The organism is Hephaestia sp. MAHUQ-44, assembly GCF_023806085.1.
Lineage (GTDB): Bacteria > Pseudomonadota > Alphaproteobacteria > Sphingomonadales > Sphingomonadaceae > Sphingomonas.
Genome location: NZ_JAMSLX010000007.1, coordinates 65,251 through 86,708, shown reverse-complemented (window position 1 = coordinate 86,708; position 21,458 = coordinate 65,251). Strand labels below are relative to the sequence as shown.

The window sequence follows — 21,458 nt, the reverse complement described above, 5'->3', positions numbered from 1 at the left end:
CCCCTGATCGCGGTATCGCACGGCCGGGGTCACGCCGCCTTGCGGACCTCGGCGACGATCTTCTTCGCCGCATCGCCCAGATCGTTCGCGGGAACGATCGCGAGCCCCGAATTGGCGAGGATTTCCTTGCCCTTGTCGACATTGGTGCCTTCGAGTCGCACGACCAGCGGCACCGACAGATTCACTTCCTTCGCCGCGGCGACGATGCCTTCGGCGATGATGTCGCAGCGCATGATGCCGCCAAAGATGTTGACCAGAATGCCCTTCACCGCCGGATCGGACAGGATGATCTTGAACGCCGCGGTCACCTTTTCCTTGTTGGCGCCGCCGCCGACATCGAGGAAATTGGCGGGGAATTCGCCGTTCAATTTGATGATGTCCATCGTCGCCATCGCGAGCCCGGCGCCGTTGACCATGCAACCGATATTGCCATCGAGCTTGATATAGGCGAGGTCGTATTTCGACGCCTCGAGCTCCTGCGGGTCCTCCTCGGTCTCGTCGCGCAGGTCGAGCAGATCCTTGTGGCGGAAGCTCGCGTTCGAATCGAAGCCGACCTTGGCGTCGAGTACCATCAGCTTCCCGTCATCAGTGACGGCGAGCGGGTTGATCTCGATCTGCGCGGCATCGGTGCCGAGGAAAGTATCGTAGACCTTGCCCGCGAGGCGCTGTGCCTGCTTGGCGAGATCGCCGGTGAGGCCGAGCGCATTGGCGACCGCGCGGCCGTGGTGCGGCATGAAGCCGGTCGCGGGATCGACGTCGAAGGTGTGGATCTTCTCAGGGGTATCGTGCGCGACGGTCTCGATATCCATCCCGCCCTCGGTCGAGACGACGAACGCGACGCGGCCGGTGACGCGATCGACCAGCAACGCGAGGTAGAATTCGTGCGCGATATCGACGCCGTCGGTGACGTAGAGACGGTTGACCTGCTTGCCCGCGTCGCCGGTCTGCACCGTCACCAGCGTGTTGCCGAGCATGTCGGCGGCGGCAGCGCGCACCTCTTCCGCGGTTCGTGCGAGGCGGACACCGCCCTTGGCATCGGGGCCGAGTTCCTTGAACTTGCCCTTGCCGCGACCGCCGGCATGGATCTGCGCCTTGACCACGTAGAGCGGGCCCGGAAGCTTCTTCGAGGCCTCGACCGCCTCCTCGACGCTCAACGCGGCATAGCCGGCGGGCACCGGCACGCCGAACTTCGCGAGCAATTCCTTGGCCTGATATTCGTGGATGTTCATCGGCGATCGGTCCTTCACGACGGAACGGTTTGCGGGGCGCTTAAGCACAGCCGCGCGGGCAAATCCACCCCCACGGCCGCAATTTGATCGGTTGTTGGTATTGCGTCGCGTTCTCAATATTGGGCATGGGCCGGGACGACCACGTTCGGACAGCGGCAATCCCGCCTCCATGACGCGGCCTCTTGCGGCCGTGGCGGGGATGATCCCGCATCTTGGCGCCATCGCCGATCGCGGCTAGGCGGGGGAGGGAAGGTTTCAGAGTAGCACCGATGGTATCAACACCGGGCGGGTCCGACGGGAGCGGCGACAACCGCCACGCACTGCGCAAGCCGGTGCGGTTGAAGGCTCAGTTGCGCGATCGCGGCACCACCAGGTTCGAGATCGATATCCTCGACCTGTCGACCACCGGCTTTCGCGCCGAGACGAGCTTCACGCTGTGGCCGGACCATATCGTGTGGCTGACGCTGCCCGGGCTATCGAGCCTGGAGGCGACGGTCGCGTGGCGCGACGGGCTGCATTACGGCTGTGCGTTCACCAACCCGCTCCACCCCGCGGTGTTCGACCACCTCGTGCGGCTGAGCGAGGAACAGGGGAGCGGGCCGGTGCCGCAATAACAGGATCTCAGTCGAACAGGCTCGAGACCGACGATTCGTCGGCGATGCGGCGGATCGCCTCGGCGAGCAGCGGCGCGATCGTGAGATGGCGGACGTTGGACGGGCCCGCGATCGCCTCCTCATTGCCGATCGAATCGGTGATGACGAGTTCGCGCAGCTGCGAGGCCTCGACGCGCGCCACCGCGCCGCCCGACAGCACGCCATGGGTACAATAAGCGATCACGTCCTCGGCGCCGGCCTGCTTGAGCGCGGCCGCCGCGTTGCACAACGTCCCCGCCGAATCGACGATATCGTCGATCAGGATGCAGAAGCGCCCCTCGACATCGCCGATGATGTTCATCACCTCGGATTCGCCAGCGCGCTCACGCCGCTTGTCGACGATCGCGAGCGGGGCGTTATCGAGCCGCTTGGCGAGCGCGCGCGCGCGCACCACGCCGCCGACATCGGGCGACACCACCATCAGATTGTGATCGGCGAAACGCGCCTTGATATCGGCCGACATCACCGGCGCGGCGTAGAGATTGTCGGTCGGGATATCGAAGAAGCCCTGAATCTGGCCGGCATGGAGATCGACCGAGAGCACGCGATCGGCGCCCGCGGTCGTCACCAGATTGGCGACCAGCTTGGCCGAGATCGGCGTGCGCGGGCCGGGTTTGCGATCCTGCCGGGCGTAACCGAAATAGGGAATCACCGCGGTGATCCTTTTGGCCGAGGCGCGGCGCAGCGCATCGACCATGATGAGCAATTCCATCAGATGGTCGTTGGCGGGGAAGCTCGTCGACTGGAGCACGAACACGTCCTCACCGCGCACATTCTCGAGGATCTCGACGAAGATTTCCTCGTCCGCAAAGCGCCGGACATTGGCCTTGGTGAGCGGAATCTCGAGATAGTCGGCGATCGCACGCGCAAGCGGCAGATTCGAATTGCCGGCCATCAATTTCATATCGTGAAGCTCCCTCGGTACCCGGCCCTCCCCTTAGGCGGCGGGATCGGAATCGAAAAGGGGGCATTGCCGCCGCCGGGCCGGGTGCTAGAGCGGCGGCATGACCGTTATCACGCGTTTCGCGCCGTCGCCCACCGGATTGCTGCACGTCGGCAACATCCGCACCGCGCTCCACAACTGGCTGTGGGCGCGCAAGAATGGCGGGCGCTTCCTGCTCAGGATCGACGATACCGATGCCGAGCGCAGCGAGGAGCGCCATGTCGACGCGATCCGCGCCGATCTCGACTGGCTGGGGCTGATCCCCGATGGCGAGGAGCGGCAGTCGGCGCGGTTCGCGTTGTACGAGGCGCGTTTCGACGCATTGCGCGCGGCGGGGCGTGTCTATCCCGCCTATGAGACCGCGCAGGAGCTTGAGCTCAAGCGCAAGATCCAGCTCGGACGCGGGCTGCCGCCGGTCTATGATCGCGCCGCGCTGGCGCTGAGCGACGCCGAGCGCGCGGCACTGGAGGCCGATGGCGTCAAGCCGCATTGGCGCTTCCGGCTCGATCACGAGGCGCCGATCACCTGGACCGACCTGATCCGGGGGCCGCAGCATTTCGACCCCGCGACGATGAGCGACCCCGTGGTGCGGCGCGCCGACGGATCGTGGCTTTATATGCTGCCCTCGGCGATCGACGATGCCGCGATGGGGATCAGCCATGTCGTGCGCGGCGAGGACCATGTGTCGAACACTGCGCTGCAATTGCAGATGTTCGCGGCGCTGGGGGCGGCGGCGCCCGCCTTCGCGCACGCAGCGCTGCTGACCGGCAGCGAAGGCAAGCTGTCGAAGCGGCTCGGGTCGCTGGGAGTCGAGTCGTTTCGCGAGGCGGGAATCGAACCCGAGGCGGTGCGGGCGCTGCTCGCGCGGATCGGGACCAGCGATCCGGTCGAGCCGATCACCGATGTCGCCACGCTGGTCGCGCGCGTCGATTTCGCGCGCTTCGGGCGCGCACCGGCGCGGTTCGACGACGAGGAATTGCGTGCGCTCAACGCGCGGATCGTCCACCAGCTTGCCTATGAGCGCGTCGCCGATGTGCTGCCCGTGGGTATGGACGCTGCGGGCTGGGAAACCGTGCGGCCCAATCTGACGCGCGTCGCCGACGCCGCCGATTGGTGGCACGTCGTCGAAGGGCCGATCGCGGCCTGTGATTTCGATGCCGACGACCGCGCCTTCCTGGCCGAGGCCCACCGGATCGCGGACACGATCGACTGGGCAGCCGACCCCTGGCACGCGCTGACCGGCGCGCTGAAAGAGGCGACCGGGCGCAAGGGCAAGCCGCTGTTCCTGCCGCTGCGCCGCGCGCTGACCGGCCGCGACTCGGGGCCCGACATGGCGCACTTGCTGCCGCTGATCGGCCGCACGCGAGCGCTGGCGCGGCTGACGATCGCCTGAACCCTGCCGCGTCGCGACGTGCCGCCTGCCGCCCGAAACGATCGCTTCCTTATCGTGACGATATGTTGTAACATACCTATACGGTAGACGCCCACGACGCGCGCCGCCCCGAGACGTTGCGAAGGAGAGGCAGATGTACGCGGACCGCTATACGCGCCACCACCGGCTCAACCCCGTCGGCATGGGGCTGGCGATCGCGATCAACGCCGCCGTAATGGGCGCGCTGGTCTTTTCGGCACCGGTGATCGAGACGATCACGGGCACCGGCCCGATCGACATTTACAACATCAAAGTACCGCCGCCGCCACCGCCCGAGCCGATCCCGACCCCCGAACGGCGCGCCAGCGCCGATCCAATGCCCGAACACATCACGGTGCCGCAGCATATCGAGGTCGCGGTGACGCGCCCCGATCCCGGCCCGCTGGTGATCGCCATCGGCCCGACGACGGGCACGACGACCGGCACCGGCGCCGATCCGGTGGCGGTCGATCTGCCGCCACCCCCGCTTCCCGCGCTGATCCCGGCGCAAACCGATCCGCGCTACGCCGCCGCGCTCCAGCCGGCTTACCCCTCGGCCGAGCGCCGCGCCAATCGCGAGGGGCAGGTCGTCGTCAAGGTTCTGATCGGCACCGATGGCCGGGTGAAGCGCGTCGAGCGCGTGTCGGCGACGAGCGATGCCTTTTTCGAGGCGACGCAGCGCCAGGCGCTGGGCCATTGGCGCTTCAAGCCCGCCACGCGCGGCGGTATGGCGCAGGAAAGCTGGGTTACCCGAACGGTCCGCTTCGTGTTGAGCGATTAGGGCCATAGCCTCCACGCAATCCCCCCCCCCGGGGCTGGCATGACCGGCGCCGGGGGCCTATCTAGCGGGTTGTGAAAATTCTCCGCTTCATGTCGCCGCTGCGGGCGTATCGCGATCTTCGGCTGTTCCTCGGCCAGCGCCACCCGCACCAAGTGCTGTTCGGCCTGCTTGCGATCGTGGTGACGGGGTTGATCCTGGGCGGTTTCTACCACGATTCGCACTTCGAGAAGCCGTACAAACGCAACATCATCTATGTCGAGCAATGGCGCGCCGATCGCAGCGATGCCGAAATCCTGGCGCAGCAGAAGATCGACATGAAAATCAAGGCCAAGCAGATCGCCGAATTCGAGGCCGCGCGCGAGAAGCGCCGCGCCCAGTTCGAGCGGATCGACAACCAACTCACCGCGTGGGGCTTTTGACCAAAGCCGACGCGCGCTGGATGGCCGCCGCGCTGGCGCTTGCCGCGCGCGGCCGCGGGCGCACCGCCCCCAACCCCAATGTCGGCTGCGTGATCGTTCGCGACGGGCGCGTGGTCGGGCGCGGCTGGACGCAGCCCGGCGGTCGCCCGCACGCCGAAGCGATGGCACTGGGCGAGGCCGAGGAAAAGTCGCGCGGCGCAACTGTTTATACCACGCTCGAGCCGTGCGCGCACCAAAGCGCGCGCGGGCCCGCCTGCGCCACATCGCTGATCGCGGCGGGGATCGCGCGTGTCGTCTCGGCGATCACCGATCCCGATCCACGCACCGATGGCGCCGGGCACGCCCAGCTTGAGGCGGCGGGAATCGCGGTGACGCCCGGTGTTCTTGCCGATGAGGCACGCCGCGCGATGGCGGGGTTCCTGACCCGGCAGGCGCTGGGGCGGCCGCATGTCACGCTCAAGCTCGCCACCTCGCTCGATGGCGCGATCGCACGCGCCGACGGCGAGAGCCGCTGGATCACCGGCCCCGCGGCGCGCGCGCACGCGCATCTCGAACGCGCGCGGCATGAGGCGATTCTGGTGGGGCGCGGCACGTGGGAAACCGATGCGCCCGCGCTCGATGTACGGCTGGCGGGGCTCGAGGCGCGGGCGCCGCGGCGGATCGTCCTGTCCTCCCGTCATCCCCGCGAGGGCGGGGGTGACGAGGTAGCGTGGATCAATGCGCCGTCTGAGATCGCCTCGCTCCCCGGCGTCGATCATCTGCTCGTCGAGGGTGGCGCGGGCGCGGCAAGCGCGTTTCTGGCCGCCGATCTGATCGACCGGCTGCTGCTGTATCGCGCGCCGATCCTGATCGGGGGCGGCCTGCCCGCGCTGGGCGACATCGGGCTGACATCGCTGGCCGACGCGCATGGCCGCTGGCGGCAGACCGATGCGCGCCAGCTTGGCAGCGACCGGCTCGAAGTCTACGAGCGCGGTTAAGGAGACCAGCGTGTTCACCGGAATCATCAGCGACATCGGCACCATCACGGCGCTGGAGCAGCGCGGCGACCTGCGCGTCGTCATCGCGACCGCCTATGACACCGCAACCATCGACCTTGGCGCGTCGATCGCCTGTTCGGGGGTGTGCCTGACCGTGGTCGACAAGGCGGCGGCGGGCGACACGGGCTGGTTCGCGGTCGATGTGTCGGGCGAGACGCTCGCCCGCACCGCGCAAGGCCAGTGGCGCGAGGGCGCCGCGCTCAACCTCGAACGGGCGATGAAGCTGGGCGACGAAATGGGTGGCCATATCGTCACCGGCCATGTCGATGGTGTCGCCGAGGTGATCGAGATCGTCCGTGACGGCGATTCGAAGCGGATCGGCGTCCGTTTGCCGCGCGACCTGGCGCCGTTCGTCGCTGCCAAGGGCTCGATCACGCTCGATGGCGTGTCGCTGACGGTCAACGCGGTGGCGGATCGCGCCGACGGCACCCATTTCACCGTCAACATCATCCCGCACACGCAGGCAGTGACGACGCTGGGCGCGCTTGAGCCCGGCCGACCGGTCAATATCGAGATCGACGTCCTTGCCCGCTATCTGCAACGCATGGAGCATTATCGTGGCCAAGCCTAACCCCGCGCTCGCGCACCTGCGCCACGCCTTCCTGTCGAGCCCCGAAGAGATTATCGACGAGGCCAGGAACGGCCGCATGTTCATCCTCGTCGACGACGAGGACCGCGAGAACGAAGGCGATCTCGTCATCCCCGCGCAGATGGCGACCCCCGATGCGATCAACTTCATGGCCAAATACGGCCGCGGGCTGATCTGCCTCGCGCTCACCAAGCAGCGCGTCGATGCGCTCGGGCTCGACCTGATGAGCCGCAAGAACAGCACGCGGCACGAAACCGCCTTCACCGTCTCGATCGAAGCACGCGAGGGGGTGACCACGGGCATTTCGGCGGCCGATCGCGCGCGCACCGTCGCGGTGGCGATCGACGCCTCGAAGGGCGCCGACGAGATCGTGACGCCGGGCCACGTCTTTCCGCTGGTCGCGCGCGAGGGCGGCGTGCTGGTGCGCGCCGGGCATACCGAGGCCGCGGTCGATGTCGCGCGGCTGGCCGGGCTCAATCCCTCGGGCGTGATCTGCGAGATCATGAACGAGGATGGCACGATGGCGCGGCTCGACGATCTGGTGCCGATCGCGCAGCGCCATGCGCTCAAGATCGGCACGATCCGCGACCTGATCGCCTATCGCCGGCGCCACGACCATCTCGTCGAGCGCCGCGCCGAGACGCGCTTCAACAGCCGTTGGGGCGGCGAGTGGAGCGCGATCAGCTTTTTCAACAAGGCCGAGGGCACCGATCAGATCGCGCTCGTCAAGGGCAAGGTCGACCCCACCACGCCGACGCTGGTCAGGATGCACGTGCTGTCGCCCTTTTCCGACATTTTCGGCGAGGAGGGCCAGCGCGGCGACATGTTGCGCCGGTCGATGGAGATCATCGGCGCGGAAGGCGCGGGCGTGGTGGTGCTGCTCGCCAGCCAGCGCGGCGACACCTTCACCCGCGCGGTGCAGGCCAATGCGGGCAAACTGCCGCCCGCCGACATGGACGAATTGCGCGATTACGGCGTGGGGGCGCAGATCCTGACCGGGCTCGGCATCGGCGAGATGGTGCTGCTCACCAATTCGCACCACATTCTGGTCGGGCTCGACGGCTATGGCCTGTCGATCGTGGGCGAGCGACCGATCGACTGACGCGTAGACCCGTTCGGGCGCCGCCCACCCTTGCGATCAGACCGGCCCTGCGACACAGGCGGGACCAACGGAGCATATATGGCCAAGATTCTTATCGTCGAAGCACGCTTTTACGAGCATCTCAACGACCTGCTGCTTGAAGGCGCCCGCGCCGCGATCGACGCGGCGGGGCACAGCCACGAAACCGTGACGGTGCCCGGCGCGCTCGAAATTCCCGGTGCGGTGGCACTGGCGAGCGAGAGCGGCAATTACGACGCTTATGTCGCGCTGGGCGTCGTCATCCGCGGCGAAACCTATCATTTCGAGATCGTCGCAGGCGAAAGCGCGCGCGGGCTGATGGCGCTGTCGATGGATGGCCTCGCGATCGGCAACGGCATCCTGACGGTCGAGAACGAAGCGCAGGCACTGACGCGCGCACGCCCCGACGAGAAGGACAAGGGCGGCGAGGCCGCCAAGGCAGCGCTGGCGATGCTCGCGCTGCAGGGCCGGTTCGGCTGATCCTGCCGGTGCCGTTGACCGGGCGGCTGAACTGCGCCGGCTGAACGGCAACGATTGCGACGGATACGCCGGCTTCGCCGACGATACCGAGACGACGCTGTATATGGGCAGCGCATTGACCCATGCCGAGGCGTGGCGCGTGCGGCGGGGGCAAGGCGGCCCACGAATCGCGTTCGCGCTGAGCCTGTCGAAGCACCGTTCTTTCTTCCGACGCGAGAGAAGAAGAACGGCCCTTCGACAAGCTCAGGGCGAACGGTCGCGAAGGATCTATTCCGCCGCCACCGCCAGCGTCGGATAATCGGTATAGCCTTCGGGACCGCGGCTGTACCATGTCGCCATCACGTCGGGGTTGAGCGGCGCGCGCAGACGGAAGCGTTCGGGCAGATCGGGGTTGGCGAGGAACGGGCGGCCGAAGGCGATCGCATCGGCCACCCCCGAATCGAGCACAGCTTGCGCATCGGCGAACCCATATTCCTGATTGAGCACCAGCGGGCGCGTAAAGACCTGCCGCACCGCGGGCGATATCTTGGGCTGGCGCGAGCGGCCGAAGGTGCTCTCGGGGCCGAGTTCGCGCAGTTCGAGGAACGCGATGCCGATCTCGTCGAGCGCCTTGGCGGCGGGGACGAACACCGATTCGGGATCGCTATCCTTCACGCCTTGCGAATCGCCATTGGGCGAGAAGCGCACCGCGGTGCGATCCGCCCCCGCGATGCCCGCGATCCTTTCGACCACCTCGATCAGCAGCCGGATCCGATTCGCCACGCTGCCGCCGTAAAGGTCGTTGCGGAAATTGGTGCCGTCGCGCAGGAACTGGTCGATCAGATAACCATTGGCGGCGTGAAGCTGGACGCCATCGAACCCGGCGGCGAGCGCATGGCGCGTCGCCCGCGCGTAATCGTCGAGCAGGCGCGGGATTTCGGCCACGTCGAGCGGGCGCGCCTCGGCATAGGCCTGTTTGCCCGCATAGGTATGGCCTTCGCCCGGCGCGGTCGTCGCCGAGGAGGAGACCGGCCTTGCCCCGTCGAGGAAATCGGGGTGGACGATGCGCCCCATATGCCAGAGCTGCGCGAAAATGCGGCCGCCGGCATCGTGGACCGCGCGCGTGATCGGGGCCCAATGTTCGGCCTGTTCGTCGCTCCACAGCCCGGGTGCATAGGGCCAGCCGAGGCCTTCGCGGCTGATCCCGGTCGCTTCCGAAATAATCAGCCCCGCGCCGGCGCGTTGGGCGTAATAATCGGCCATGATCGGTGTCGGCACATGCTCGCGAGTCGCGCGACCGCGCGTCAGGGGCGCCATCAGGATACGGTTGGGGGCAGCGATCGCGCCGAGCTGCACCGGATCAAAGAGGCTTGGCATCGAGTTTCCTTTTGCTACTAGCCGCCTCAGATAGGCGCTGGGAGGCGTCATGCACGACGCAACAGCTTCAAGAAAAACTACCGACCGGCCAAGCCTGCTGCCGATCACGGCGCTGATCGTCGGCAATATCGCGCTCGCGTTCGGCCCCTGGTTCGTGCGGCTGACCGATGTCGGCCCCGTCGCCGCGGGATTCTGGCGGCTGTCGCTCGCGGTGCCGTTGCTGTTCGCGGGCGCGGTTGCCGGTGACTGGCGCCCACGCACCATGCGCCGCGCCACGTGGTTCCCGCTCGCGCTCGCGGGGCTGTGCTTCGCGGGCGACCTCGGCGCGTGGCATGTCGGCATCCTCAAGACGACGATGGCCAACGCCACGCTGTTCGGCAATTCGGCAACGCTGATCTACCCGATCTACGGCTTTCTGATCGCGCGCGCCTGGCCGACGCGGATGCAGGGGCTGGCGCTGTTGATGGCGTTGGCCGGCGGCGCGTTGCTGATGGGCCGCAGCTACGATCTGTCGCCCGAAAATTTCGCGGGCGACCTGCTCTGCATGTTCGCGGGCGTGCTGTACGCTGGCTATTTCATCATCATGGCCCGCGTCAGCGCGACCACCGCGCCGCTGCCCGCGCTGGCGTTGTCGTCGCTGGTCAGCACATTGCCGCTGCTGCTGTTCGCGCTGGCGCTGGGTGAAAAGATCTGGCCCACCAACTGGGGGCCGCTGGTAACACTCGCGCTGCTCAGCCAGGTGGTGGGGCAGAGCCTGATGATCTACGCGCTCGGCAAATTGTCGCCGCTGGTCATCGGTATCGCGCTGCTGACCCAGCCGGTGGTGTCGGGCGCGATCGGCTGGTTCGCCTATGACGAGGTGCTGGGCGCCCCCGATTTCGTCGGCGCGATCCTGGTCGGGCTCGCGCTGGTGCTGGTGCGCCGCCGGTCACCCGCGCCGGTCCAGCTTGCCCCGGTGGGATGCGAACGCGACGAGACCGGCGCCCCCGCCGATCGCTCGACTTCGCGCGAGGCGAGCGGGTAGAAGGGCGCGCAGGAGACGCATGATGACCAGCCTTCCCCCCGATCCGACGCTCGACGAAATCCGCGACGGCCTTGCGCCGGGCATCGCCGCGAACGCTGCGTTCGACGGCTGGAGCGACGCGGCGGTCGCCGCTGCGGCGCAAGCGGCGGGAATCGATGCCGATGTCGCGCGGCTCGCCTTTCCGGGCGGCGCGGTCGACATGATCGATGCATGGTTTGCGGGCATCGACCGCGACATGTTGGCGGCGGTCCCGCCCACACGACTGGCGGCGATGAAGGTTCGCGGCAAGATCACCGCCTTGGTCGAGGCGCGGCTTACCTTGCTGGCGCCGAACCGCGAATCGCTGCGGCGCGCGCTCGCGATCCTGGCGCTGCCGCAGCACGTGACACGCGCCGCCACGCTCGGCTGGCGCGCCGCCAACGCGATGTGGCGCGCCGCGGGCGACACAGCGACCGATTACAACCATTATACCAAGCGCGCGATGCTGGGCGGCATCTACGCCGCGACGATCACCGTCTTCGTCAACGACGAGAGCGCGGGCTGGGCGGACACGCGCGGCTTCCTCGCGCGCCGGATCGAGGGGATCATGCGATTCGAAAAGGCCAAGGCCGGTTTCCTCAAGCGCGTCGAACACCGCCCGAGCCTGTCGCGCTTCATCGGCCGGCTGCGCTATCCGGTGGTGTGACAATTCGTCCTGCCTGGGCGCGAGGACGGGGCTTCCCTTCGCACATCGTTATTGATAATCACTCGCAGTATGGATATGGCCCGAAGCGCAATGATTCCGCTGACCCTTGCCAAGCTGCCACGCCGCCAACCTGCGACGGTGGCGGACATCGACTGGACGAAGCTCGCGGTGCCCGAGGCGCGGCGGCTGCGCGAATTCGGTTTTGACCAGGGCGTCGCCGTCGAAGTGCTCCACCGCGCCACTTTGGGCAGCGGCCCGATCGCGTGCCGGATCGGGCGGATGACGGTGGCGCTGCGGCGCGCGGTGGCCAGCGCGATCCACGTTTCGACCGCCGGCTAGCATGACGCCCGCCCCTTTGGTGGCGCTGGTCGGAAACCCCAATTCCGGCAAGAGCGCCTTGTTCAACGCGCTGACCGGGGCGCGGCAGAAGGTCGGCAATTATCCCGGCGTCACCGTCGAACGCCATGTCGGCCGGATGGCCTTCGCCGATGGCCGCCCGGTCGAGCTGATCGACCTGCCCGGCGCATACAGCCTCGAGCCGTCGTCCCCCGACGAGCGCGTGACGCGCGACGTCATCACCGGCGCGCAGACCGGCGAACGCCTGCCCGACGCGATCATCGTCGTCGTCGACGCCGCCAATCTCGACAATCATCTGCGCTTCGCGCTGCAATTGATCGCGCTCGGGCTGCCGGTGGTGGTCGCGCTCAACATGATCGATCTGGCGACGCGCGACGGCCTGACGCTCGACCCGCAAGCGCTCGCGCGCGAGCTGGGCGTCCCCGTCGTGCCGACCGTCGCGGTCCGCCGCCGCGGGATCGACGAGCTGCGCGCGGCGCTTGCCGGCGTGATCCGCCCCGGCGCGGCGGTAAGGCTTGCCGCCAGCGACGGCAGCGTCGCCGACGATATCGTCACGCTCCAGCGCCGGGCACGGGCGATCGCGATCGCCGCGACCGTCTCCGAAACGCCGGTTCGCCGCTGGACGCACACGCTCGACGCGATCGCACTGCATCCGGTGGCGGGGGTCATCCTGCTCACCGCGATCCTGTTTCTGATGTTCCAGGCGGTGTTCAGCTGGGCGATCGTGCCCGCCGACGCGATCGATGCCGGCTTTGGCCAATTGGGCGATGTGGTCCGCACCGCGATGCCCGATGGGCTGTTGCGATCGCTGATCGTCGACGGCGTGATCGCGGGCGTGGGCGCGGTGGTGGTGTTCCTGCCGCAGATCCTGATCCTGTTCTTCTTCATCCTGCTGCTCGAAGCCTCGGGCTATATGGTCCGCGCCGCCTTCCTGATGGATCGGATCATGGCCGCCGTCGGGCTGTCGGGGCGTGCCTTCATCCCGCTGCTGTCGTCTTTTGCCTGCGCGGTGCCCGGCATCATGGCGACGCGCACGATCGAGGATGAGAAGGACCGGCTGACGACGATCCTGATCGCGCCGCTGATGACATGTTCGGCCCGGCTGCCGGTCTATACGCTGATCATCGGCACCTTCATTCCCAATACCCCCGTGTTCGGCTTCGTCCGGTTGCAGGGGCTCGTGATGTTTTCGCTCTACATCATGGGAATCCTCGGCGCGTTCGTCGCCGCGCTCGTGCTGCGGCGGACGGTGACCAAGGGCGCCTCGTCGGGCTTCATGATGGAGATGCCCAAATATCAATGGCCGCGCCTGCGCGACGTGCTGATCGGGCTGTACCAACGCGCGTGGATCTTCCTGCGCCGCGCGGGCACGATCATCCTGTTTTCGACGATCATCCTGTGGGCGCTGCTGAGCTTTCCCAAGCCGCCGGTGGGAAGCGACATATCCGAGGTCAATTATTCGGTCGCTGGCCGGATCGCCAACACGATCACCCCGGTGTTCGAGCCGATCGGCTTCAACCGCGACATCACGCTGGCGCTGATCCCCGCAATGGCGGCGCGCGAGGTGGCGGTGGCAGCGATCGGGACGGTCTATGCGATCGACGATCCCGAAGCCCCCTCGGGCCAGAACACGATGATCGAGAATCTGCGCAAGCGCTGGACGCTGCCGACCGCGCTCGCCTTTCTGGTGTGGTTCGTGTTCGCGCCGCAATGCATCTCGACGATCGCGATCACGCGCCGCGAAACCAACGGATGGAAGTGGCCCGCCTTCATGGTGAGCTATCTGTTTGTGCTGGCCTACATCGCATCGGGCGCTACATACTGGATCGCATCAGCAATCGGTTTGTAGTGAAACGGGAGACGACATGGCCGGCAGTGTAAACAAGGTGATTCTGGTCGGGAATCTCGGCCGCGATCCCGAAAGCCGGACCTTCCAGAACGGCGGCAAGGTGGTCAACCTGCGCATCGCCACCTCCGAATCGTGGAAGGATCGCAACACCGGCGAGCGCAAGGAAAGGACCGAATGGCATTCGGTCGCGATCTTCAACGAAGGCCTTGCCAACGTGGCGGAACGCTATCTGCGCAAGGGCAGCAAGGTCTATATCGAAGGCCAGCTCCAGACCCGCAAATGGCAGGATCAGAACGGGCAGGACCGGTATTCGACCGAGATCGTGCTGCAGGGCTTCAACAGCGTGCTGACGATGCTCGACGGCGCGCCCGGCGGTGGCCCGGGCGGCGGGGGCGGCGGCAGCCGTGACGATTGGGGCAGCGGCGGCGGTCGCGGCAACGATTTCGGCAGCGGGCGCTCAGGCGGCGGCGGCAGCGGCGGCTCGACCGGCCTTGGCCAAAGCGGTGGGTTCGCCGACGATCTCGACGACGACGTGCCGTTCTAGGATTAGGCTGACTCGGAGTCAGCGCTGCTGACTCCGAGTGGGGGAGCGGGCCGGCGCCGCTAAACAAAACCCTAGCGTTTCAGCAGGAACACCGCGTGTTCGGCGCGGAAATTGGCGGCGGCCGAACTGGTGGGGCGGCCGCGGTTGAGGAACCATGCCCCCTCGACCGCGATATCGCGCTCCCTGAGCAGCGCCCGAAAATCGTCGATCGTGACGTGGTGGATGTTGGGCGTGTCGTACCAGCGTTCGGGCAGCAGGTTGGTCACCGGCATCCGGCCCCCCCAGAGCAACGAGGCGCGCACGCGCCAATGCGCGAAATTGGGGAAGGACACGAACGCCCGCTCGCCGATCCTGAGCAATTGATCGAGCACCAGATGCGGGCTGCGCGCGGTTTGCAGCGTCTGGCTGAGGATCGCGTAATCGAAGCTCTTGTCGGGATAGCCCGCGAGATCGACATCGGCATCGCCTTGCACCACCGACAGCCCGCGTGCGATCGCCGCCGAGACATTGGCGGGATCGATCTCCAACCCGCGCGCATCGATCTGGCGGGCATCGCGCAGCGCCGCCATCAGCGCGCCGTCGCCGCAGCCGATATCGAGCACCCGCGCGCCCGGTTCGACATGATCGGCGATGATCGCGAGATCGGGGCGGAGACTCATGCGCGCGCCCGCAGGAAGCCATCGACGATCGCGCGCAATTCGGGCGATTCGAGCAGGAAAGCATCATGGCCGAACGGGCTCGACAATTCGACGAAGCTCGCGCGCGCGCCCGCGGCGTTCAACGCCTGGACGATCGTGCGCGATTCGCGCGTCGGATAGAGCCAGTCGGTATCGAAGCTGACGACGCAGAAGCGCGTCTGCGTGCCGCGAAAGGCATGGGCGAGCATCCCGCCATGTTCCTCCGCGAGATCGAAATAGTCCATCGCGCGGGTGATGTAGAGATAGGCATTGGCGTCGAATCGATCGGTGAACGACAGCCCCTGATGGCGCAAATAGCTTTCGACCTGAAAATCGGCATCGAAGCCGAAGGTCTTGGCGCCGCGATCCTGAAGCTTGCGGCCGAATTTGGCGGTGAGCCCGGCTTCCGACAGATAGGTGATATGCGCCGCCATCCGCGCGACCGCGAGGCCGGCAGCGGGAGGATCGGCGGGGTAATAAGCGCCGTCGCGCCAGTTGGGATCGGCCATCACCGCCTGCCGCCCGACCTCGTGAAAGGCGATATTCTGCGCCGAATGCCGCGCGGTCGCCGCGATCACGACGCTGGCGGCAACGCGATCCGGAAAGGTCGCCGGCCATGACAGCGCCTGCATCCCGCCCATCGAGCCGCCGACCACCGCCTCGAGCCGATGCACCCCGAGATGATCGAGCAGCATCGCCTGCGCACGCACCATGTCGCGAATCGTGATGACCGGGAACGCCATGCCATAAGGCGCGCCGGTTTCGGGGTTGGTGCTCGCCGGGCCCGATGTGCCCATGCAACTGCCGAGCACATTGGCGCAGACGATGAAGTGACGGGTGGGATCGATCGGCAGCCCGCTCCCCACCATCCGCGCCCACCAGCCGGGCTTTCCGGTGCGCGGATGGGGCGAGGCGACATGCTGATCGCCGGTCAGCGCATGGCAGATCAGGATCGCGTTCGACGCATCGGCATCGAGCGCGCCATAGGTTTCATACGCGATCTCGACAGGCGCCAGCACCGCGCCACTATCGAGCACGAGCGGGCCGGGCAGCGTCACATGGCGATCGAGGCCGAAACGTTCATCCATACCCCCGCGCGCTTGGAAGCCGCGCGTCGCCTTGTCAACGCAGACGCGCGGGGTCTATGCGCCGGAACCATGACCGCACCGCAACCCAAGCCCTGGATCATGGGCATCGCGCCATATATTCCCGGCCGTTCGACCACCGATGACGGCCGCAAGGTCGCCAAGCTGTCGTCGAACGAGAATCCGCTCGGCACCAGCCCGGCCGCGCGCGCCGCCTTTGCCTCCGGCGCGGACGAACTCGAACGCTATCCCGATGCCTCAGGCGCAATCGTACGCGAGGCGATCGCGGCAAAATACGGGCTCGATCCGGCGCGCATCATCTATGGCAACGGCTCGGACGAGGTGCTGCACCTGGCGGCGGGCGCCTTTGCCGGGCCGGGCGACGAGGTGATCTTCGTCCATTACGGCTTTGCAGTGTACGAAATCGCAGCGCGGCGCGTGGGCGCGACCCCGGTGATCGCCCCCGACACGGACTATGCGACCGATATCGATGCGGTGCTCGCCAGCGTCACCGAGCGCACCCGGATCGTCTTTATCGCCAACCCCAACAATCCGACCGGCACCTTCGCGCCGCGCGCCGAGATCGCCCGGCTTCACGCAGCGTTGCCGGGCCACGTCCTGCTCGTGCTCGACCATGCCTATGCCGAATATCTCGATGCAGGCGAGGAGGACGGCGGCATGGAACTGGCCGCGCGCGCAGCCAACGTGCTCGTCACGCGCACCTTCTCCAAAATCTATGGCCTTGCCGCCGAGCGGATCGGCTGGGGCTATGCCCATGCCGACATCATCGAGGCGATGCACCGCATCCGCTTGCCCTTCAGCATGACGATCGCGGGCCAGCGCGCGGCAGTGGCGGCAGTGGGCGATCAGGCGTTCGTCGATCACACCCGCGCGCACAACAGCCGGTGGCGTGCGTGGTTCAGCGACGAGATCGGCAAGCTGGGCAATGCCGGCCTGCGCGTGGTACCGAGCAAGGCCAATTTCGTGCTCGTATTGTTCGAGGGCGATGTGACCGCCGAGCACGCCTATAAGGGGCTGATGGAAAAGGGGTATATCGTCCGCTGGCTGCCCGGCCAGGGGCTCGCCAACGGGCTGCGCATCACGATCGGCACCGAGAACGAGACCCGCGGCGTCGCGCAGGCGATCCGCGAACTGGTCGCCGCCTGATGGCCGATACATCGCCTGAAGGCGGATCGCCGCCGCCCTTTGCGCGCGTCACCGTCATCGGCCTCGGGCTGATCGGTTCGTCGATCGCGCGCGGGGTGCGCGCGCGGATGCCCGGCGTGCAGGTGACGGGCTATGACGCCAGCGCCGAGGTGCGCGACACCGCGCGCGCGATCGATCTTTGCGACGATGTGGCCGATTCGGCCGGCGCGAGCGTCACCGACGCCGATCTGGTCGTGTTGTGCGTGCCGGTGGGCGCGATGGGGGGCGCCGCCGCCGCGATCGCCGATGCGCTGCCGGCCGGGGCGATCGTCTCCGACGTCGGCAGCTGCAAAGAAGCCGTTGCCGCGGCGCTGCGCGCGGCATTGCCCGAGGCGGTGATCGTGCCCGCGCATCCGGTGGCGGGGACCGAACAGAGCGGCCCCGAATCGGGCTTCGCCTCGCTGTTCCACGGCCGCTGGTGCATCCTGACGCCGCCCGAGGGCACCGACCCCGGCGCGATCGCGCGCGTCGCTGCCTTCTGGCGTCTGCTCGGCGCCGAGGTCGAACAGATGGCGGCCGACCACCATGATCGCGTGCTCGCGATCACCAGCCATTTGCCGCATCTGATCGCTTATACGATCGTCGGCACCGCGAGCGACCTCGAGGCCGTGACCGAGAGCGAGGTCGTCAAATATTCGGCCGGGGGATTCCGCGATTTCACGCGCATCGCCGCGTCGGACCCGACGATGTGGCGCGACGTGTTCCTCACCAACCGCGAGGCCGTGCTCGAGATGCTCCAGCGCTTCTCCGAGGACCTGACCGCGCTGCAACGCGCGATCCGCTGGGGCAAGGGCGACGAATTGTTCGACCTGTTCACGCGCACCCGCGCGATCCGTCGCGGGATCGTCGAGCAGGGGCAGGACGACGCCAAGCCCGATTTCGGCCGGACGCACGACTAGAGCGGCGAGCCTTAATATAACCCGTTCGCCCTGAGCCTGTCGAAGGGCTGCTCTTTCGTGCGAGGAAGAACGGTGCTTCGACAAGCTCAGCACGAACGGAATATGGTGGTGATCTGGATTATGGGCGCGATGGTCCAGAATCGCGACACCGACCGCCTCAATCCAGAATGTTGATCGCCGTGTGGACGCGTTGTTCGATCTCGGCGCGCGACAGACCGGGAGGAATCGGTGTGCCAAACCGGAAGCGTACCACGCCCGCGCGCTTCACCCCCTTCCTGGGCAGCAGCCGGCCCGAATCGAGCGCGATCGGCACCACATCGACCCCCAGCGCGCGGTAAAGGCCCGCGAAGCCGGAACGCAGCGGTGGGCGCGCACCGGGCACGACGCGCGTGCCCTCGGGAAAGATCACGACCGAGCGCCCGGCGGCGATCGTCGCCTGCGCCTCGCGCATCATCCGCCGCAGCCCCGCACCCGACGATCCGCGATCGATGACGATGATGCCGTAGCGCCGCGCCGCCCACCCCCAGATCGGAATGTGCGCCAGCTCGGCCTTCATCACCAAGGCGGGTGCGTCGAGCATCAACGCGAATTCGATCGTCTCGAACATCGCCTGATGCTTCGCGGCGTAGAGCACCGGCGGCGGCGGCGACATGCCCTCGACGCGGGTGCGGATGCCGAGGATCCAGCGCGTCGTCCAGCGATGGAGGCGCGCCCATATCCGCGCATAGCCGATCATCTGACGCTGCCCGATCAACGCGGGGACCGGTGCGGCGACGACGATGGCGACCGACAGGGTATAGAAGACGATCAGGAACAGAATCGTCCGCGCCCGTGCGATCATCCGCCGACCCCCGTCCACAAGGCGATCCGGCGCAGGATCAGCTTGTTATATTCGGCGAGCAGCAGCGACAGGCCCGGCTCTTTCTGCGGGACACCGTCGGACATCAGATCGACATCGGCATCGAGCGCGTGGCGCAATTCCATCCGCGCGCGCGCCATGTGCCAATCCGACGTCACCAGCCGCACCGAACGATAGCCATGGTTGCGGACCCATGCCGCCGTTTCCTCGGCATTCGAGCGCGTATCGACCGCCTCGTGCCCCAGATCGATGCAGCATTCGAACAGCGCGGGCCGGGTCTTGTATTCGACCGCGAGTTCGATCGGGCGCACCGTCGGCGCGACGCCGCTGACCAGCATCCGCTTCGCGGCGCGGTGTTCGATCAGCGCGATACCGCGATCGATTCGCCCCGCGCCGCCGGTGGGGACGACGATCGCATCGGTGGCGCGGGCCGGATCGAGCGGGGCGGGCAGCGTCAGCATGAACACCGCGAAACCGAGCGTCCAGACGAGGACGACGAGCCCGAGCGCGCGAACGATCACAGCCGTTTCCCCAGCGCGACCAGCACCGCAACCCGAGCCGCACCAAGCGCGAGCAAGGCGAAGGCGAACGGCAGCGCCACGAGCGCAACCCATTCGCCTGCGCCCAGGGCAACGCCGCCGAGCAGATCCGATCCCAGCGCCGCGATCCGCCAGCCGACCAGCGCGATCACCGCGACGGCGACGACCGTGCCGATGATTCCGCCGGCCAGCGTATCGAGCGCGATCCGGCGCTGGAACAGTCGCGCGACCTGAACATCGGTCGATCCCATCATGTGCAGCACCTCGATCGTGTCGCGATGCGCCTCCAGCCCCGCGCGCGCGGCCAGGATCACCACCGCCGCGGTCGCGCCCGCCATCAACACGACCAGACCTAGCGCGAGCCACACCAGCGTGTCCATGAAACGGCTGACCGGCGACATCCAGCGCTGGTGCCGATCGACATGCGCGGCCGGCGTGATACGCGCCATCGCGGCCTCGACCCGCTGGATCGCGGCCGCGCCGGCATCAGCGAGATCGACATCGATCAGCGCGGGAATCGGCAGATCGGGATCGGCGCCATCGCTGCCGAGCCACGGCCTGAGCAATTCGGCCAGCGCCGCACGATCAACTGCAGTGGCCGACGCCACCTCGCGCATTGCCCGCAGCCGTGCCAGCGCCGCCGCGGCATGCGCCTCGCGATCGCGTGCATCCGCCTCGACGATCTGCACCGTCAGCCGTCCGGCAAGCTGGCGATCGAGCAAGTGCGCGGCGCCGCGCGTACCGAGCCCGAGCGCGGCGGCGAGCACCGTCAGCAACAGCATCACCGCCATGATCCAGCGCATCGCGCGAGTCTGGCGATCGTCGTCGAGCACGCGCCGGTCGGCGGGCCGGGTGAGGATACCGAGCTTCACGATTCGTCGCGCCGGGGCGGAAAGCGCAGCGCGCCGGTGGGGTCGCTCAGCCGCCCCTTGTCAAGCCGCATCATCCGTGCGTCGGCGATCCGGCTGATCAGGTTCATATCATGCGTTGCCACCACCAGCGTGGTGCCGAGCCGGTTGAGCGAATCGAACAGGTGGAGCAGCCGTTCGGCCATCGCGGGATCGACGTTGCCGGTGGGTTCGTCGGCGACGAGGATCTCGGGTCGGCCGATCACCGCGCGCGCGATCGCCACGCGCTGCTGCTCGCCGCCCGACAGCGTCGGCGGGCGCGCCTCCATCCGATCGGACAGACCGACCCAGGCGAGCATCTCACGCACCGGTACGTCGATATCGGGTTCGGGCACCCCGGCGATCCGCAACGGCAGCGCGATATTGTCATAGGCCGACAGATGCGACACCAGCCGGAAATCCTGGAACACCACGCCGATCCGCCGCCGGAACCCCGGCAGGCGACCACGCGGCAGCATCACCGCATCCTCGCCGAACAGCCTGATGATGCCCCGGCTGGGGCGCTGTGCAAGGTAAAGTAACCGCAGCAGCGAGGTCTTGCCCGCGCCGCTGGTGCCGGTGAGGAAATAGAAAGCGCCCGCCTCCAGCGTGAAGCTGATGTCGGACAGCGTCTCGGGCCCGGTGCCGTAGCGCAGTCCCACATTTTCGAACTGGACGATATTCGCCATGCGGCGCAGACGCTCTCGGTTCGATTGCTGATCCTTTTGGTGCCATCGCACGGGCCGCGATGCGCTTCAAGCGCGCCGGCGCCTCTTGCGCGCGTGGCCGCGCCCAGACTAGATTCGCCTCAAGGCGCGCATACGGCGCG

General features: G+C 67.4%; 24 protein-coding genes. 15 read left to right on the top strand and 9 right to left on the bottom strand.

The features are described 5' to 3' along the window. Positions 1–29: 29 nt before the first annotated feature. A complete protein-coding gene (gene sucC, locus NFE57_RS09530) occupies positions 30–1,229 on the bottom strand; it encodes an ADP-forming succinate--CoA ligase subunit beta (RefSeq protein ID WP_252135341.1) in 1,200 nt (399 codons plus the stop codon). A 269-nt stretch (positions 1,230–1,498) separates the two neighbouring features. Here sucC and NFE57_RS09525 point away from each other — a divergent pair, with 269 nt between their 5' ends. Continuing rightward, entirely contained in the window at positions 1,499–1,843 is a 345-nt protein-coding gene (locus NFE57_RS09525) for a pilus assembly protein PilZ (RefSeq protein ID WP_252135340.1), read from the top strand. A 7-nt stretch (positions 1,844–1,850) separates the two neighbouring features. On the opposite strand, the gene NFE57_RS09520 is transcribed toward NFE57_RS09525, so the two are convergent. Next, a complete protein-coding gene (locus tag NFE57_RS09520) occupies positions 1,851–2,786 on the bottom strand; it encodes a ribose-phosphate pyrophosphokinase (protein WP_252135339.1) in 936 nt (311 codons plus the stop codon). A gap of 100 nt (positions 2,787–2,886) precedes the next feature. On the opposite strand from NFE57_RS09520, the gene gltX reads away from it, so the two are divergent. From gltX to ribH, 7 genes are all read left to right on the top strand, one after another. Continuing rightward, positions 2,887–4,218 (top strand): glutamate--tRNA ligase, encoded by a 1,332-nt coding sequence (gene gltX, locus NFE57_RS09515; protein ID WP_252135338.1) that lies wholly within the window; start codon positions 2,887–2,889, stop codon positions 4,216–4,218. A gap of 133 nt (positions 4,219–4,351) precedes the next feature. Further along, positions 4,352–5,017: an energy transducer TonB gene (locus tag NFE57_RS09510; protein ID WP_252135337.1), complete on the top strand. Its 666-nt coding sequence runs from the start codon at positions 4,352–4,354 to the stop codon at positions 5,015–5,017. A gap of 71 nt (positions 5,018–5,088) precedes the next feature. Further along, complete coding sequence (locus NFE57_RS09505; protein ID WP_252135336.1) at positions 5,089–5,436, top strand: hypothetical protein; 348 nt, start codon at positions 5,089–5,091, stop codon at positions 5,434–5,436. A gap of 20 nt (positions 5,437–5,456) precedes the next feature. After that, positions 5,457–6,413: a bifunctional diaminohydroxyphosphoribosylaminopyrimidine deaminase/5-amino-6-(5-phosphoribosylamino)uracil reductase RibD gene (gene ribD / locus NFE57_RS09500; RefSeq protein WP_252135441.1), complete on the top strand. Its 957-nt coding sequence runs from the start codon at positions 5,457–5,459 to the stop codon at positions 6,411–6,413. 10 nt (positions 6,414–6,423) lie between these two features. Beyond that, positions 6,424–7,044, top strand: a complete 621-nt coding sequence (locus NFE57_RS09495) for a riboflavin synthase (protein WP_252135335.1) — start codon at positions 6,424–6,426, stop codon at positions 7,042–7,044. Further along, positions 7,031–8,164 (top strand): 3,4-dihydroxy-2-butanone-4-phosphate synthase, encoded by a 1,134-nt coding sequence (ribB, locus tag NFE57_RS09490; protein WP_382280185.1) that lies wholly within the window; start codon positions 7,031–7,033, stop codon positions 8,162–8,164. The genes NFE57_RS09495 and ribB overlap by 14 nt, the downstream gene beginning before the upstream one ends. Before the next feature lie 78 nt (positions 8,165–8,242). After that, entirely contained in the window at positions 8,243–8,662 is a 420-nt protein-coding gene (ribH, locus tag NFE57_RS09485; RefSeq protein WP_252135334.1) for a 6,7-dimethyl-8-ribityllumazine synthase, read from the top strand. A gap of 267 nt (positions 8,663–8,929) precedes the next feature. Here the strand turns inward: ribH and NFE57_RS09480 are convergent, their stop codons facing one another. After that, entirely contained in the window at positions 8,930–10,018 is a 1,089-nt protein-coding gene (locus NFE57_RS09480) for an alkene reductase (RefSeq protein ID WP_252135333.1), read from the bottom strand. Between the two features lie 49 nt (positions 10,019–10,067). On the opposite strand from NFE57_RS09480, the gene NFE57_RS09475 reads away from it, so the two are divergent. From NFE57_RS09475 to ssb, 5 genes are all read left to right on the top strand, one after another. Continuing rightward, positions 10,068–11,042, top strand: coding sequence for a DMT family transporter (locus tag NFE57_RS09475; RefSeq protein ID WP_252135332.1), 975 nt, complete (start codon positions 10,068–10,070; stop codon positions 11,040–11,042). 19 nt (positions 11,043–11,061) lie between these two features. Continuing rightward, on the top strand, positions 11,062–11,727 hold the full coding sequence (locus NFE57_RS09470) for a COQ9 family protein (protein ID WP_382280181.1): 666 nt from the start codon (positions 11,062–11,064) through the stop codon (positions 11,725–11,727). 90 nt (positions 11,728–11,817) lie between these two features. Next, entirely contained in the window at positions 11,818–12,066 is a 249-nt protein-coding gene (locus tag NFE57_RS09465; RefSeq protein ID WP_382280178.1) for a FeoA family protein, read from the top strand. Between the two features lies 1 nt (position 12,067). After that, positions 12,068–13,933 carry a ferrous iron transport protein B gene (gene feoB, locus NFE57_RS09460; protein ID WP_252135329.1) on the top strand — a complete coding sequence of 622 codons (1,866 nt, stop codon included), beginning with the start codon at positions 12,068–12,070 and terminating at the stop codon, positions 13,931–13,933. Positions 13,934–13,949: 16 nt separating this feature from the next. After that, positions 13,950–14,477, top strand: a complete 528-nt coding sequence (gene ssb, locus NFE57_RS09455; RefSeq protein WP_252135328.1) for a single-stranded DNA-binding protein — start codon at positions 13,950–13,952, stop codon at positions 14,475–14,477. A gap of 71 nt (positions 14,478–14,548) precedes the next feature. Here ssb and metW read toward each other — a convergent pair whose 3' ends face one another. Then, a complete protein-coding gene (gene metW, locus NFE57_RS09450) occupies positions 14,549–15,136 on the bottom strand; it encodes a methionine biosynthesis protein MetW (protein ID WP_252135327.1) in 588 nt (195 codons plus the stop codon). Continuing rightward, positions 15,133–16,242: a homoserine O-acetyltransferase MetX gene (gene metX / locus NFE57_RS09445; RefSeq protein WP_252135326.1), complete on the bottom strand. Its 1,110-nt coding sequence runs from the start codon at positions 16,240–16,242 to the stop codon at positions 15,133–15,135. The genes metW and metX overlap by 4 nt, the downstream gene beginning before the upstream one ends. Before the next feature lie 69 nt (positions 16,243–16,311). On the opposite strand from metX, the gene hisC reads away from it, so the two are divergent. Next, the gene (hisC, locus tag NFE57_RS09440; RefSeq protein ID WP_252135325.1) at positions 16,312–17,406 is read left to right on the top strand and encodes a histidinol-phosphate transaminase; all 1,095 of its coding nucleotides are present in this window, start codon (positions 16,312–16,314) and stop codon (positions 17,404–17,406) included. Then, positions 17,406–18,344: a prephenate/arogenate dehydrogenase family protein gene (locus NFE57_RS09435; RefSeq protein ID WP_252135324.1), complete on the top strand. Its 939-nt coding sequence runs from the start codon at positions 17,406–17,408 to the stop codon at positions 18,342–18,344. The genes hisC and NFE57_RS09435 overlap by 1 nt, the downstream gene beginning before the upstream one ends. Before the next feature lie 157 nt (positions 18,345–18,501). Here NFE57_RS09435 and NFE57_RS09430 read toward each other — a convergent pair whose 3' ends face one another. The 4 genes from NFE57_RS09430 to ftsE are packed head-to-tail and all read right to left on the bottom strand — an operon-like array spanning position 18,502 to position 21,318. Continuing rightward, positions 18,502–19,185: a lysophospholipid acyltransferase family protein gene (locus NFE57_RS09430; RefSeq protein ID WP_252135323.1), complete on the bottom strand. Its 684-nt coding sequence runs from the start codon at positions 19,183–19,185 to the stop codon at positions 18,502–18,504. Next, positions 19,182–19,724, bottom strand: a complete 543-nt coding sequence (locus NFE57_RS09425; RefSeq protein ID WP_252135322.1) for a YdcF family protein — start codon at positions 19,722–19,724, stop codon at positions 19,182–19,184. The genes NFE57_RS09430 and NFE57_RS09425 overlap by 4 nt, the downstream gene beginning before the upstream one ends. Beyond that, positions 19,721–20,614, bottom strand: a complete 894-nt coding sequence (locus NFE57_RS09420; RefSeq protein ID WP_252135321.1) for a cell division protein FtsX — start codon at positions 20,612–20,614, stop codon at positions 19,721–19,723. The genes NFE57_RS09425 and NFE57_RS09420 overlap by 4 nt, the downstream gene beginning before the upstream one ends. Further along, positions 20,611–21,318: a cell division ATP-binding protein FtsE gene (ftsE, locus tag NFE57_RS09415; RefSeq protein ID WP_252135320.1), complete on the bottom strand. Its 708-nt coding sequence runs from the start codon at positions 21,316–21,318 to the stop codon at positions 20,611–20,613. The genes NFE57_RS09420 and ftsE overlap by 4 nt, the downstream gene beginning before the upstream one ends. Between the last annotated feature and the right edge of the window lie 140 nt (positions 21,319–21,458).

What these genes read in the sequence shown, in the direction of transcription:
- sucC (WP_252135341.1), bottom strand. Translation starts at nt 1,229, where the DNA reads ATGAACATCCACGAATATCAGGCCAAGGAATTGCTCGCGAAGTTCGGC.
- NFE57_RS09525 (WP_252135340.1), top strand. Translation starts at nt 1,499, where the DNA reads ATGGTATCAACACCGGGCGGGTCCGACGGGAGCGGCGACAACCGCCAC.
- NFE57_RS09520 (WP_252135339.1), bottom strand. Translation starts at nt 2,786, where the DNA reads ATGAAATTGATGGCCGGCAATTCGAATCTGCCGCTTGCGCGTGCGATC.
- gltX (WP_252135338.1), top strand. Translation starts at nt 2,887, where the DNA reads ATGACCGTTATCACGCGTTTCGCGCCGTCGCCCACCGGATTGCTGCAC.
- NFE57_RS09510 (WP_252135337.1), top strand. Translation starts at nt 4,352, where the DNA reads ATGTACGCGGACCGCTATACGCGCCACCACCGGCTCAACCCCGTCGGC.
- ribD (WP_252135441.1), top strand. Translation starts at nt 5,457, where the DNA reads ATGGCCGCCGCGCTGGCGCTTGCCGCGCGCGGCCGCGGGCGCACCGCC.
- ribH (WP_252135334.1), top strand. Translation starts at nt 8,243, where the DNA reads ATGGCCAAGATTCTTATCGTCGAAGCACGCTTTTACGAGCATCTCAAC.
- NFE57_RS09480 (WP_252135333.1), bottom strand. Translation starts at nt 10,018, where the DNA reads ATGCCAAGCCTCTTTGATCCGGTGCAGCTCGGCGCGATCGCTGCCCCC.
- NFE57_RS09475 (WP_252135332.1), top strand. Translation starts at nt 10,068, where the DNA reads ATGCACGACGCAACAGCTTCAAGAAAAACTACCGACCGGCCAAGCCTG.
- NFE57_RS09470 (WP_382280181.1), top strand. Translation starts at nt 11,062, where the DNA reads ATGATGACCAGCCTTCCCCCCGATCCGACGCTCGACGAAATCCGCGAC.
- NFE57_RS09465 (WP_382280178.1), top strand. Translation starts at nt 11,818, where the DNA reads ATGATTCCGCTGACCCTTGCCAAGCTGCCACGCCGCCAACCTGCGACG.
- feoB (WP_252135329.1), top strand. Translation starts at nt 12,068, where the DNA reads ATGACGCCCGCCCCTTTGGTGGCGCTGGTCGGAAACCCCAATTCCGGC.
- ssb (WP_252135328.1), top strand. Translation starts at nt 13,950, where the DNA reads ATGGCCGGCAGTGTAAACAAGGTGATTCTGGTCGGGAATCTCGGCCGC.
- metW (WP_252135327.1), bottom strand. Translation starts at nt 15,136, where the DNA reads ATGAGTCTCCGCCCCGATCTCGCGATCATCGCCGATCATGTCGAACCG.
- metX (WP_252135326.1), bottom strand. Translation starts at nt 16,242, where the DNA reads ATGGATGAACGTTTCGGCCTCGATCGCCATGTGACGCTGCCCGGCCCG.
- hisC (WP_252135325.1), top strand. Translation starts at nt 16,312, where the DNA reads ATGACCGCACCGCAACCCAAGCCCTGGATCATGGGCATCGCGCCATAT.
- NFE57_RS09435 (WP_252135324.1), top strand. Translation starts at nt 17,406, where the DNA reads ATGGCCGATACATCGCCTGAAGGCGGATCGCCGCCGCCCTTTGCGCGC.
- NFE57_RS09430 (WP_252135323.1), bottom strand. Translation starts at nt 19,185, where the DNA reads ATGATCGCACGGGCGCGGACGATTCTGTTCCTGATCGTCTTCTATACC.
- ftsE (WP_252135320.1), bottom strand. Translation starts at nt 21,318, where the DNA reads ATGGCGAATATCGTCCAGTTCGAAAATGTGGGACTGCGCTACGGCACC.